The sequence below is a fragment of the Streptomyces sp. NPDC040589 genome (assembly GCF_055594445.1).
This window is the reverse complement of record NZ_JBVIWP010000005.1, coordinates 83,893-96,542: the sequence shown is the minus strand read 5'-3', so window position 1 is coordinate 96,542 and position 12,650 is coordinate 83,893. Positions and strand designations below refer to the sequence as shown.

General features: G+C 72.1%; 11 protein-coding genes. 8 read left to right on the top strand and 3 right to left on the bottom strand.

Annotation, left to right across the window (positions count from 1 at the left end):
* Positions 1–2 precede the first annotated feature (2 nt).
* Entirely contained in the window at positions 3–725 is a 723-nt protein-coding gene (locus ACZ58V_RS23125) for a siderophore-interacting protein (protein WP_471292679.1), read from the bottom strand.
* A gap of 78 nt (positions 726–803) precedes the next feature.
* Here ACZ58V_RS23125 and ACZ58V_RS23120 point away from each other — a divergent pair, with 78 nt between their 5' ends.
* From ACZ58V_RS23120 to ACZ58V_RS23095, 6 genes are all read left to right on the top strand, one after another.
* Positions 804–2,897, top strand: coding sequence for a penicillin acylase family protein (locus ACZ58V_RS23120; RefSeq protein ID WP_471291932.1), 2,094 nt, complete (start codon positions 804–806; stop codon positions 2,895–2,897).
* Positions 2,890–3,507, top strand: coding sequence for a GNAT family N-acetyltransferase (locus tag ACZ58V_RS23115; protein ID WP_471291929.1), 618 nt, complete (start codon positions 2,890–2,892; stop codon positions 3,505–3,507). The genes ACZ58V_RS23120 and ACZ58V_RS23115 overlap by 8 nt, the downstream gene beginning before the upstream one ends.
* Positions 3,504–3,971 carry a cupin domain-containing protein gene (locus ACZ58V_RS23110; RefSeq protein WP_471291926.1) on the top strand — a complete coding sequence of 156 codons (468 nt, stop codon included), beginning with the start codon at positions 3,504–3,506 and terminating at the stop codon, positions 3,969–3,971. The genes ACZ58V_RS23115 and ACZ58V_RS23110 overlap by 4 nt, the downstream gene beginning before the upstream one ends.
* A 194-nt stretch (positions 3,972–4,165) precedes the next feature.
* The gene (locus ACZ58V_RS23105) at positions 4,166–6,010 is read left to right on the top strand and encodes a copper resistance CopC/CopD family protein (RefSeq protein WP_471292677.1); all 1,845 of its coding nucleotides are present in this window, start codon (positions 4,166–4,168) and stop codon (positions 6,008–6,010) included.
* Between the two features lie 141 nt (positions 6,011–6,151).
* Positions 6,152–8,326 (top strand): hypothetical protein, encoded by a 2,175-nt coding sequence (locus tag ACZ58V_RS23100; protein ID WP_471291923.1) that lies wholly within the window; start codon positions 6,152–6,154, stop codon positions 8,324–8,326.
* Between the two features lie 4 nt (positions 8,327–8,330).
* Entirely contained in the window at positions 8,331–9,953 is a 1,623-nt protein-coding gene (locus tag ACZ58V_RS23095) for a type 1 periplasmic-binding domain-containing protein (RefSeq protein WP_471291921.1), read from the top strand.
* 144 nt (positions 9,954–10,097) lie between these two features.
* On the opposite strand, the gene ACZ58V_RS23090 is transcribed toward ACZ58V_RS23095, so the two are convergent.
* Positions 10,098–10,775 carry a TetR/AcrR family transcriptional regulator gene (locus tag ACZ58V_RS23090; protein ID WP_468196748.1) on the bottom strand — a complete coding sequence of 226 codons (678 nt, stop codon included), beginning with the start codon at positions 10,773–10,775 and terminating at the stop codon, positions 10,098–10,100.
* A 131-nt stretch (positions 10,776–10,906) separates the two neighbouring features.
* On the opposite strand from ACZ58V_RS23090, the gene ACZ58V_RS23085 reads away from it, so the two are divergent.
* Both ACZ58V_RS23085 and ACZ58V_RS23080 read left to right on the top strand, forming a co-directional pair.
* Positions 10,907–11,296, top strand: coding sequence for a VOC family protein (locus tag ACZ58V_RS23085; protein ID WP_468196746.1), 390 nt, complete (start codon positions 10,907–10,909; stop codon positions 11,294–11,296).
* Between the two features lie 40 nt (positions 11,297–11,336).
* The gene (locus ACZ58V_RS23080) at positions 11,337–11,957 is read left to right on the top strand and encodes a dihydrofolate reductase family protein (protein WP_468196743.1); all 621 of its coding nucleotides are present in this window, start codon (positions 11,337–11,339) and stop codon (positions 11,955–11,957) included.
* A 438-nt stretch (positions 11,958–12,395) separates the two neighbouring features.
* Here the strand turns inward: ACZ58V_RS23080 and ACZ58V_RS23075 are convergent, their stop codons facing one another.
* On the bottom strand, positions 12,396–12,608 hold the full coding sequence (locus ACZ58V_RS23075; RefSeq protein ID WP_471291917.1) for a hypothetical protein: 213 nt from the start codon (positions 12,606–12,608) through the stop codon (positions 12,396–12,398).
* Between the last annotated feature and the right edge of the window lie 42 nt (positions 12,609–12,650).

Sequence of the window (12,650 nt, the reverse complement as noted above, 5' to 3'; positions counted from 1 at the left end):
CTCTAGGACGCGCGCCAGTACCCCAGCGCGTGCACCCGCTGCTTGGGCAGGCCCAGTTCCTTGCGTACGTACGCCGCCAGGGTCCGGGTCGTCGCCGTGTCGCAGGCGATCCAGACGTACGGGTCCAAGGCGCCCTGGAGCAGCCCGGGCAGGTCCGCCTTCACCTGGTCGACCAGGTGGGCGCCGGAGTCCTGGCGCGGCACATGGCGCAGCTCGTGCCGGGCCGGGTCGGTGCGGAACGGCAGGTCCTCGCCGCCGCCCTCGAACCAGACGGTGGCCGGGGCGGAACCCAGGGCGTCCAGCAGGGAGTTGATGGCCGGCAGCGAGGCGGGGTCGCCGACGGCGAAGACGTGCGAGGGCGCGGGGCTCGGGTGCTCGAAGCCGGTGCCCTGGACGGTCGCCTCGACGGTGTCGCCCGGCTCGGCCGTCCTGGCCCAGTCGCTGGCGCACCCCTCGTGCAGGGCGAACTCCAGGCTGAAGGTGCCGGTCTCCGGGTCCGGGTCGACCAGGGTGTAGGCCCGCTGGTGGGGCTTGCCCGCGTTGTCGAACCACAGCCGGGCCCACATGGTCGGATGGACGCCGGTCGCCGCCAGCAGGCCGCCGTCGGTGAAGGAGAGCCGCCGGTAGTCCGGGGTGACGTCCCGCGCGCCGGTCACGGTGAACACGAAATCCTTCGCGCGCAGCAGCTTGAGGACCGCGCCTTCCCAACCCCGCCCCTGCCCCATCGCTTCTTCACCCTTCACGTACTATTCCGCCACGATCAACTTAGGCAAGCCTAACCTAAAGAACAAAGGGAGCGCAGCGTGGCCACCGAGATCTACCGTGACGCCTGGGGCATTCCGCATCTGCGCGCCGGCAGCGCGGCCGAACTCGCCCACGCGCAGGGCCGCGTCACCGCCCGCGACCGGGCCTGGCAGCTGGAGGTCGAGCGGCACCGGGCCCAGGGCACCTCGGCGTCCTTCCTCGGCGAGAGCGCCCTGGCCTGGGACCGGTTCGCCAGACGGGCCGGACTCGACGACACGGCCAGACGCTGCTTCGAGGAGTTGGAGAGACAGGACCCGGAGACGGCCCGGTGGGTGCGGGCGTACGTCGACGGGGTCAACGCGGGGCTGGCGGAGGGAGCCGGGTCCGCCCCCGAGTTCGCCCGCACCGGCCTCACCCCCGGCCCCTGGCACCCCTGGACCCCGCTCGGCGTCTGGCTCGCCACCCACATCCTCTTCGCCGGGTTCCCGGCCAAGCTCTGGCGCGAGCAGGCCCTCGCCCACCTGGACGAAGACGCCATCGGCCTGTTCGCCACCGACGGCCCCGGCACCTCGGGCTCCAACGGCTGGCTGGTGAGCGGGGAGCGGACCGTCACCGGGCAGGCGGTCATCGCCGGCGACCCCCACCGCTGGATCGAGGACCCGGGCGTCTACCAGCAGATCCACCTGTCCTGCCCCGAGTTCGACGTCGTGGGTCTCGCCGTCCCCGGTGTCCCCGGCATCGCCCACTTCGGGCACACCGGCTCCGTCGCCTGGGCGATCACCAACGCCATGTCCGACTACCAGGACCTCTACCGGGAGCGGCTGCGGCGCACCGGGGCCGGAGTGGAGGCCCTCGGCCCGGACGGGGTCTGGCACCGGGCGGCCCGGCACACGGAGACCGTCGAGGTGGCGGGCGAGGAGCCGGTCGAGGTCGAGGTGATCGAGACCGACCGCGGCCCGGTGGTCATCGGCGGCCCCGAGGGACTCGACGGCGACCCGGCGGACCCCTTGGGCGTGCCGGTGGCGATCAGCCTGCGCTACCCGCCCCGCGTCACCGGCGACCTCGGCTTCGGCGCTCTGCTGCCGCTGCTGCGGGCCCGCCGCATCGCCGACATCGACCAGGCCTTCGACCGGTGGGCCGAGCCGGTCAATGTCGTCCAGGCCGCCGACACCAAGGGCGGTGTCCTGCACCGCGTGGCCGGGTGGGTGCCGCTGCGCGCCGAGTCCAACCGCATGCGCCTGGTGCCCGCCTGGGAACCCGGCCACGAGTGGCACGGCCGGCAGGAGACGCCCCGCGCCGGGCTCACCGACGGTGTCGCCGTCATGGCCAACCAGCGCGGCCCGGCCGAACCCCTCGGCGTCGAGTTCGCCCCGCCGCACCGCGCCGGCCGCATCGCCGAGCTGCTCTCCCGCAAGGAGCGCTGGTCCGCCGCCGACATGCCCGCGATCCACACGGACACCCACCTCGCCTCGGCGGGCCCCCTGCTGGATCACCTCCAGGCCCTCGACGGCCTCACCCCCGAGGCCGCCGCCCTCCGCGACCGGCTCCTCGCCTGGGACCGCCGCATGGACGCCGGCAGCGCCGACGCGGCCCGCTACGCGGCGGTGCGCGGAGCGGTCGTACGACAGCTGGCGGCGCACCCGGCCTTCGCCGCGCTGGCCGTAGCACCGGCGTACCCGGCGGTGTTCCAGCCCTGGCTGGCCCTGATCCCGCGCGTCGGCTTCGCCCTCGAACACCTGCTGCGGGCCGAGGACCTGTACGGAATCGACCGCCCTGCGGCCGTCCGCGCGGCGGTCGAGGAGGTCGCCGAGCGGCCCCCGGCCGGTGTCTGGGGCGACACCCACCGGCTCACCCCCTGGCGACCGCTGCGGCCCGGGACGCCGTACGACGAACCGGCGCTGTCCGGCGACCACGACTGCGTGCTGTGCACCTCGGGCGTACCCGGCCTCACCGACCGCGCCGCCCGGGGCCCGGCGGCCCGCTACATCTGGGACCTGGCCCGGCGCGACGACAGCCGCTGGGTGGTCCCGCTCGGCGCCTCGGGCGTCCCCGGCTCGCCCCACCACCGCGACCAGCTCTCCCTGTGGCTCGCCGGAGACCTCGTCCCGGTCGTCACCGACTGGACCCTGCTGAAGAAGGAAACCGATGTCTGACCCGTACGCCCCGTACGCCTCCCGCACGGCCGTCCACGAGCAGACGGCCGACGGCTTCGGCACCGTCCGCGTCCTGCGACTGGACCCGGAATCCGACGCCGCCGTGATCCACCGCTGGGTGCACGAGGACCGGGCCGCCTTCTGGGGCATGAACGACCTCACCGAGCGGCAGGTGGCCGAGACCTACGCCCACCTGGACACCCTCACCACCCACCACGCCTACCTCGTCGTCCGGGACGGCGAGCCGGTCGCCCTCCTCCAGACCTACGAGCCCGAGGCCGACCGCGTCAGCGAGTGCTACGACGTCCGCCCCGGTGACATCGGCGTCCACCTGCTCCTCGCCCCGGCCGGCCCGGGCGGCACACGCTCCGGCTGGACGGCCCGCCTGGTGGCGTCCATCGCCGGATACGTCCTGCTGGGCCTGGACCGACGACGGGTCGTGGTCGACCCGGACGTGCGCAACGAGAAGGCCGTCGCCCGCTTCCTCGAACTGGGCTTCACGGCGGGGCCGGTCGTCGTCCTGCCCGAGATCGACCTCCCCGACGTGTACCTCCCGGAGAAGAAGGCACAGCTCGCCTTCCTCGACCGGGAAGTACTCTTCCCCGCGTGACGCCCGAGGACCTCATCGCGCACTACGGCCTGGAACCGATCCCCCGCGAAGGCGGCCTGTTCCGCCAGACCTGGGCCGGCCCCGAACGCCCCGACGGCCGCCCCGAGGGCACGGCGATCGTCGCGCTCCTGACAGCGGCCGCCTTCTCCGCCCTCCACCGCCTCCCGACCGACGAGGTCTGGCACTTCTACCTCGGCGATCCCCTGGAGCTCCTCCTGCTCGCCCCGGACGGCAGCACGCGGATGGTGGTGCTCGGGCCGGATGTCCTGGGTGGCCAGCACGTCCAGTTCACCGTCCCGGCAGGTACGTGGATGGGCGGGAGGACCCGCGGGCAGTGGACCTTGTTCGGCTGCACGATGGCGCCCGGCTTCACGTTCGAGGGCTACGAACACGGGGATGAGGAGGAGCTGACGGCGCGCTACCCGACAGAGGCGCACAGGATCGCAGGGCTGTCACGTATCTAGGGGCGCGGGGAACCGCGCGACCAGCCACAACGCACCCGCAGCCGCCACACAACACAGCCACACACCCGGTGAGCGTTACACGCTTCCCATCCGTACATAGCCGGAAGCGGTATTGCCCGACCCCGGAGAACCACGTGGACCCACGGCGGAACGAGGAGCGCGATGTCGGACACCCTCGGCGGATCCAAGCCCTGGTGCTGCTCTGCACCGTGCTGGTCCTGCTCCTCTGCAGCGGAGCCCCCGCCTCGGCCCACGCAGCCCTCCGCACCACCACCCCTGACGATGGATCCGTCGTCAAGCAAGCCCCCCGCAGTGTCACCCTGACCTTCACCGAATCCGTAGGCCTGCTCGACGACTCCTTCCGGGTCTTCGGCCCCGACCAGCGCCGCGTCCACACCGGCGAGGCCGCGCACGCGGACGGCCGCTCCGAAACGGCCCGGGTCGGCCTGCCCGGGAAGCTCGCCCAGGGCACCTACACGGTGGCCTGGCGGGTGGTCTCCGCCGACAGCCACCCGGTCTCCGGCGCCTTCACCTTCTCCGTCGGCAAACGGTCCGCCACGGCCACGCAGATCGACACCGGCCCGGACGAGGACCCGCTGACCGGCGGCCTCTACGACGCCGCCCGCTACCTCGCCTACCTCGCCGCCGCGCTGCTCGTCGGCGCGGCGGCGTTCGCACTGCTGTGCCGTCCCGCGAACAGGTCCCCGCTGCGGGGGCCGCTGGTGACGGCCTGGTGGACGCTGCTGGGCTCGACGGTCGCCCTGCTCCTGCTGCGCGCCCCGTACGAGGCGGGCTCGGGCCCGGCGGCGGCGTTCGACGCCTCCGTCCTCGCCCGTACCCTGACCAGCCGCCCGGGCCTGGCCCTGCTCGCCAGGCTGGCCGTTCTCCTGCTGACCGCCGTCTTCCTGGTGTGGCTCTCCAGGCGTCCGGACAGCCGGGACAGCCATGACCGCCGGCAGCCCGTAGCGCTGGCTGCGGGCACGACCCTGGCCGTCGGACTGGCCCTGACCTGGGCGGCGGCCGAGCACGCCTCCGCCGGGATCCAGGTGCCGCTGGCGATGACGTCGTCCGTGCTGCACCTGCTGGCGACCGGAGTCTGGCTGGGCGGCCTCGTGGCCCTGCTCCTGACCCTGCGCCGCTCGTCCGGCGAGGACCTGACGGAGGTCGTGCCCCGCTTCTCCCGTATCGCCTTCGCCTCGGTGACGGTCCTCGTCGTCACCGGCGTGTACCAGTCCTGGCGCGGCCTCGGCTCCGTCTCCGCGCTGACCGGCACGTCGTACGGCCGGCTGCTGCTCGCGAAACTGGTCGCGGTGACCGCGCTGGTACTGGCGGCCGGGTACTCGCGCCGCTGGACGGCTCGTATCGCGGCCCCGGCGACCGCGCCGGCGACCGCCCCGGCGGTGGCCGTGCGCGAACGGGTCGCGCAGCCGGTCGGCGCCCCGCCGCCGGAGGCGACCGGAAAGCCCGAGACGCCGGACGCCGGGGAGCCGGAGCAGCCTGAGGCGCCGTCCCCCGAGCCGGGGGACGGGGACGAGAACGGGGACAGGGACGTACGGCGGGGTCTGCGCCGCTCCGTCCTCATCGAGGTCGCCGTCGCCGCCGTGGTGCTGCTGATCACGACCCTGCTCACCACCACGCTGCCGGGCCGCGCCCAGGCCGAGGCCGCGCAACAGGCCCCGGCGGGCGCGCTGCCGCCCACGACCCTGGTCACGGTGCCCTTCGACACGGGCCTGGACTCCCTGACCGGTCGGGGCACGGTTCAGGTCACCGTGGACCCCGGGCGTGTCGGCGAGAACGGCATCCAGGCCGTGGTCCACGGCTCCGACGGGGGCCCGATCACCGTCCCCGAGGTCCGCATCACCTTCACCCTGCCCTCCCGGAAGGTCGGCCCGATCGACGCCGAACTCACCGACATCGGCTATTGGGGCACCAACTCCGTCAACCTGCCCCTCCCCGGGACCTGGACGATGAAGACGACCGTGCGGGTGTCGGACGTCGACCAGGTGACGGTGTCGAAGCAGGTGCGGATCGTGTCCTAGACAGAGCCGGTTCCTTCACCAACTCCATCCCGTGCAGCCCCCGTTGTCCGGCCAGAGGTTCCGTGTTCCACTGAATCCTTTCTGGCACATCGGTCGCGGGTCACCCGCCCCCGGGCGGGCAGGCACTCCATGGGGGAGTCCGTGTGTGAAGAACTGGGGTTCGAGAAACTCCTCGGCGAGGAGGGCTTCTTCGCGCGGCTGCTCGGACGGACGCCGTCCGGGACCGGCCGGGACCTGCTCTACGGCCCCGACCTCCCCGTCGTCCTGCTCACCGGCGGCCCGGGCATGGGCAAGGGCCGCCTGCTGCGCGCCGTACGGGACCGCTTCGCCGCCAAGGCGCCGGTGATCCACCTGGACTGCGCCTCACCGGTGTACGCGGACCGCGCGGACCCGGAGCCCGGCGCCCGCTCGGCCACGACCGAGGCCCTGGTCGAGGTCGCCCGGCGGCTGTGCACCTGGCAGGGCACGGGCGGCTCGTTCGCCTTCCCGCGGCTCTTCCCGGGCCTTGCCATGATCGCGACCGGCGTCACCGAGGGCACGCCCGAGGCGGTCGCCACGGAGGCCGAACGCTACGAGGGCCTGGCCCAGAAGCAGCGCCTGCGGGGCCTGGGCACCGGCGACTTCTGGCGGGGCGTGCTGCGCGGCGCCATCCGGAACCTGCTGATGACCCTGTACGGGCAGGCGCTCGACCCGTACTCCGCGGCCGTGAGCAACGCCCTGCTGGACGCCCTCTTCCAGCGACTGGGCCCTAGGGGCAGGGCGGAACTGGAGCGGCTCTACGGCGCCTACCCCGGCGCGGCCGGCCAGCCCAGGATCGGGCTGCGCATCCTCGCCGCCGACTTCCGCGCCGGCGGCGAGGCACGGGAGGTGGCGGAGAGCTTCCTCTTCCGGGCCCTGCGCGAGGACCTGGAGGCTGCGTACGCCTCGCCCTCCGGCTGGCTCCGCCGGGTCGGCCGCCCGGCGATGCTGCTGGACCACGCCGAGTCGCCCCTGGGCGAGCGGCTGCTGCGCGCCGTCCTCACCGACCGCCGGGCCGGGCAGCGCGACCGCGTGGTGATCGTGGGCACGGCACGCCGGTCGGACGGCGGCGCCTTCCTGCACGGCGGCCTGCCGCCCGCGGAGGCGGCGCCCCCGGCGGAGTACCGGCCGGCCGACGGCGCCCCGCCGGCCTGGTCCCGGCGCACGGACGGGGCCGCGGACCGGGCACCCCTGGCCGACGGCGTGGTCCTGCTGCGGATGCCGCTGCTCACCGGCGACCAGCTCCGCCGCGAAACCGTACGAAGACAGCAGCGCGCCGAGCCGGAGGGCGGCACGAACCGCCGCCGTATCGACGCGGCCGTGGCCCGGCTGAGCGGCGGCCGCCCGCACACGGTGATCCGGCTGGCCGCCGCAGCCGCGGCCTTCCGCATGCCGGCGGACGCCAACGACCGCGACATCCTGGACGCCCCGCTGCGGCTCCCCGGCGACGACACCCCCGAACGCCCGGTCGCGGACGTCCTGCTCCGCGAACTGATCCTGGACCAGTTACCCGTACGGCTCCCCACCGAGCACCGGGCCCAGTGGCTCGACCTCCTCTCCCACCTGTCGGTGGCCCACGACACGGAGTGCGCGGACGTCCTGCTGCGCCACCACCAGTCGGGCCACGTCCACCACCTGACCGCCCATCACGTGTCCCAGCTCCTCACCGACACCGGATGGCCCACCTGCGAACGCCACTTCATCGGCGACTTCGGCCTCCGCCAGCTGCTGGTGCACCGGCTCTACGGACTGCGCCCCGGCGGCGCCGCCTGGTACGCCGACCACCATCTGCTGCGCGACCACTACGCGGAACGCGCGGTGGGGGAGGCGCAGGGGACCCAGGGCGACGGGGCCTTCCGCTCGCTCACCGCACACCGGATGAACCACCACCTGGTGTCCGGCGGCGCGGACGACGTCGTCAGCCACCTCGCCGCCACACTCCCCGGCCGCCCCGGCGCATGGTGCGCGGATCTTCTGGAGATCGCCCAAGCCCCCTATCCGGGCGGGGCCGACGCCCGGCGGGAGCGCGCCCAGGGGCTGGTCGCGGCGGACGGCCCGCCGCTGCGCCGGACCGTCGACCAGCTGCTGCACGCGGTGTGGCTGTGCGAGGAGCGGACCAGGCCCACCGGCAAGGAGACGGCCCGCACGCTGGCCAAGCTGCTGGACCTGCTCTCGATCATGGACTTCGAGGGCGCGGGCCGGCTCAGCAGGACGGCGACGGACTGGAGCGGCCTGGCGGAGAACGAACAGCCCCTGCTGCGCTGCACCTGCACCGAACAGCTCCGGCGAAGGAGATGACGGCATGCCCAGATGGCGGAAGATCCTCTACTCGGTGTTGCTCGTAGCGGCGATCGTGGCAGGCGTGGCCCTCACCACCTCCCTCCTCGGAAGGCCGGACACCTGCGCCGACGGCGTCGAGCGGATCGAGGGCGAGTGCGTCGGCGTCAACGGCGAGGGCTACGACTTCGGCACCCCGGAGATCGCCGACGTGGCCCGGGCCATCGCCCGCGAGAACCAGCGGATCGAGAACCAGCCGCATGTCACGGTGGCGATGATGCTGCCGCTCCAGTCGGACCGCGAGGCCCTGCGCCGGCAGATGCGCAGCGACCTCCAGGGCGCCTACCTGGGACAACGGCAGGCCAACGAGGGCGAGGGCGAACCCCCCAGGATCCGCCTGGTCCTGGCCAACCCCGGTCAGGCCTACGGCCATCAGGCGAAGGTCGTCGAGACCCTGCTCCGGATGGCCGCCTCCCCCGAGGACCGGCTGCGCGCGGTCACCGGCTTCAACCTGAGCCTCGCCGCCACCGAGGCGGCGGTGAAACGCCTGACGGAGAACAAGATCCCGGTCCTCGCGGCCAGAATCAGCGGCGACAGGATCGCGAACGAGGACCGGCCGGACGGCATGGCCGCCCTGAAGTTCCCCGGCCTGGCCCGCATTCTCCCCACCAACAACGACGCGGCCCAGGCCCTGGCCAACTTCAACGGCGAACGCGGCCGCCGGAACCTCAGGACGGTCCTGGTCTACGACAAACGCCCCGACGGCTACAACGAGTCGCTGGCCAGGGCGTTCAGCAGGATCAAGGAGAAGGGCCCGGCCGGCCCCGCCGCGATGTCCTTCGAGTCCCCGTCCATCGACGAGCCGGGCTCGACCGGCAACCAGTTCACCCAGACGGCCAACAACATCTGCGACTCCGAGGCCGACACGATCTACTTCGCGGGCCGCACGCTCCACCTGCGCATCTTCGCCCTCAAACTCGCCCAGGTGGGCTGCGAGAACCGCCACTACACGATCGTCAGCGGCTCCGACGCGGCCTCGCTGCGCCAGGCCATGACGGAGAAGGACTGGGACCGGCTCCGCGGCGACGACGGCAGGGCGAAGGTGACGGTGCAGTACGCGGCTCCCGCACACCCCGACGCCTGGACCACGGAACTGGCGAAGTGGACGAAGAACCACACGGCGACCCACCACAAGAAGCCGTCCGCCCAGGACCTCCCCCAGTACCTCACCGAACCCCAGGCGGCCCTGGACACCCTGAGAAACCAGATCAAGGCCACCCAGCGCGAAGGCATCGCTCTAGGCTCCACCCCGAACCTGGACGACTCCCGCACGATGCTCGTCCACGACGGCCTCCTCACCATCGGCAAGGCCCTCCACCAGGCCCAACGAGGCGCCCCCGAGACCACCGCCCCCACCCGCGAGGACGTGGGCCGCCAGTGGTCCCTCCTCCAGTCCCGCCACCGCGTCCAGGCCACCAGCGGCCTGATCTGCCTCACCACCGGCGGCAACGCCTACGACAAACCGGCCGCCATCGTCGAACTCGACCCGGGCCGAAAAGGCCAGGGCACCCTGAAGTTCGTCGGTCTGGGCTGGCCGACGGGCAAACCCCAGCCGAAGAACTGCGTGATTCCCAGCACGACACCTTGATCCGCCCCGCGCTGCCCGGGGTGCGGCTGGCGGTGTCCAGGAATCGCCCGGCGCGGACAACCACATGGCTCGGGCCCGGGTCGGGTGCGGTGGCCCCACTGCATGACCCTCGCCCGCGGCAACCCAGCATGGTGAAAGGACCCCTCAGGCGATCGCGTAGTCACTGACGGCCGGTTCGAGAACGTCGAAGGCGCGTGCCGCTTCCTTCGCGATGGTCCTGGCGATCTCGTCGTTGGTGTGCCCGGCCAGGGTCAGGTCCTGGATGCGTTGGAACAGCACGCGGTGCGTGGCGCCGAGCAGCCCGGCGACCGTGCGCACGATGATGTCGTCCGGCTGCGCACCGACGGCCTCGGCGAGGGCCTCGGCCAGCACCTGCTCGCGCTGGTCGTGCAGGTTACGCAGGCACGCCGACAAGGTGGGGCTGTCGGTGATCATGCGGGAGAAGTCCGGGCCGGCGAATCCGGCGACCGGGTCCTGGGCCGCGACGGCGGCCTCGAAAGCACGGCGAAGTGCCGCGAGGGCGGACTCGCCAGGGCGGCGGGACGTCACGGCGCGCGCCAGCGTGGCGCTGAACTCGTCCTGGTGGTCGAGGGCCAAGTCCTCTTTGCGCGCGAAGTAGTTGGTCACCGTCTTCTTCGCGACGCGGGAGGCCGCTGCGATCTCGGCGATGGTGGTGTTCTCGAAGCCCTGCTCGATGAAGAGCCGTGTCGCATGGTCGGAGATCAGCTGTCGCGTCTCCTGCTTCTTCGCCTCCCGCAGACCCAGGGGGGCGGTGACGCCGGCTGTGGTGGCACTCGCTGCGGCGCTCGTCGTCGTCTCCATGAGGCGAATCTTACCTCCGTAGTAAAAATATGCTTACAGCGTCGATCGCATGGAGGTAACATTACAATCGACGTAAGATCAGTTCTGAAGGGACATCGTCCCGACCCCGCAGCCTGGAAAAGGAACCCTTCTTGAGGATCACCGCTTCCACCGTCTCCCTCACGGTCGAAGACATCGCGGCCTCCCGCGGCTTCTTCACCGAGCACCTCGGCTACCGGGAACAGGCCGTGGCCGAAGGATTCGCCTCCCTCACCCGTGACGATGCCGCCGTCGACATCGTCCTGCTCCGGCGGGGCATCGACGTCCTGCCGCCCGACCAGCGCGACCGGCACGCCGGCGGACTGATCCTCGCCTTCACCGTCACCGGTCTTGAAGCCGAGGAGAAACGACTGCGTTCCGAAGGCGTCGACATCACGATGCCGCTGCGCGAAGAGCCATGGGGAGAACGCCTGTTCCAGGTCACCGACCCCAACGGGGTCATCGTCCAGCTCGTCGAATGGATCACACCGGACCACTCCTGATCCCCGGCCCATCGCGCAGCCCGAGAAGAGAGAGCACCGCATGCGAAAGCTCGTGTACTACATCGCCACCACGCTGGACGGATTCATCGCGGGCCCGGACGGCGCCGATCCCACGGGCCCGGACGGCTTCTGGCCGATCCCTGAGGACTACATCCAGCACCTTGTGACGGAGTACCCGGAGACCTTGCCTGTTCACGCCCGGGCGGCGCTGTCCGTCACCGCGCAAGGCACGCACTTCGACACCGTTCTGGAAGGACGGCGCAGCTACGAGATCGGTCTCAAGGCCGGCATCGCCGATGCCTACCCCCACCTACGTCACCTGGTCTTCTCCCGGACCCTCACCGAGAGCCCGGACCCGGCCGTCGAACTGGTCGCCGACGACCCTGTCGACAAGGTGCGGCAGCTGAAGCAGGAGGACGGCAAGGACATCTGGCTGCTGGGCGGCGCGGAACTGGCCGGTTCCCTGTACGGCGAGATCGACCAGCTCATCCTCAAGGTGGCACCGCTGACCACCGGCGCCGGAATCCCGCTCTTCTCCCACAAGGCCGCCTTCGACCCGCGCGGCTGGCAGCTCACCGGCCACACCGTGCTCGACAGCGGCGCGGCCTTCCTCACCTATGCGCGCGCCACCGGCCCCGACACCCCGGCCACCGGGAACTGAAGTCATCCATCAAGACCCGGCTCGGATCACCTCATCCAGCCGCTCCCGCGGCGCCCTGGCGATCGACTGACACCACGCACGTCGAAGGGCCCCACCGCGAACGGTGGGGCCCTTCGACATCGTGCCCGGTGAGGCACTGGCGGAGGATACGAGATTCGAACTCGTGAGGGGTTGCCCCCAACACGCTTTCCAACTGTGTTGGCGGGCTCTTGGGCTACGTTCGGGGCGTTCACCTGCGTTCATGGGCGGTCACTCAGTGGAGTCCGCACCGGGGTGCGGACTCCACTGAACGGCTGCGTACTGCCGTGAATGAGACGGAAACTGAGACGGGGCAGGCTGCCGGACTCACAACCCTTCGTCCGGCCTGACCCCCCGTCGCCGTACAGGCGGGGTGCTGCCCCCACGGGCAGCACCCCCCGCCGGATCAAGCCTGGTTGATCATCTGCGCTCCTGCCAGAAGATCCAGCAGATGGCGGCGATCACCCCTTGAACTGAAGCCACGGCCGCTGAGGTGGTTGAGTCGCTCGGCGTCCCGGTGACGCCGAGCGCCGCGGCGTAGCCGCCGGCATAGCCGGTAGCAAGGGCGACGAGCACTCCCTTGGGACGCCGGGGTTCCTCGCTCCGCTCCGGGAGCGGCTGCATACTGGTCATGACTGCCGTGCACCTTTCTTGGGTGGGTGGTCTGCCGTCGCC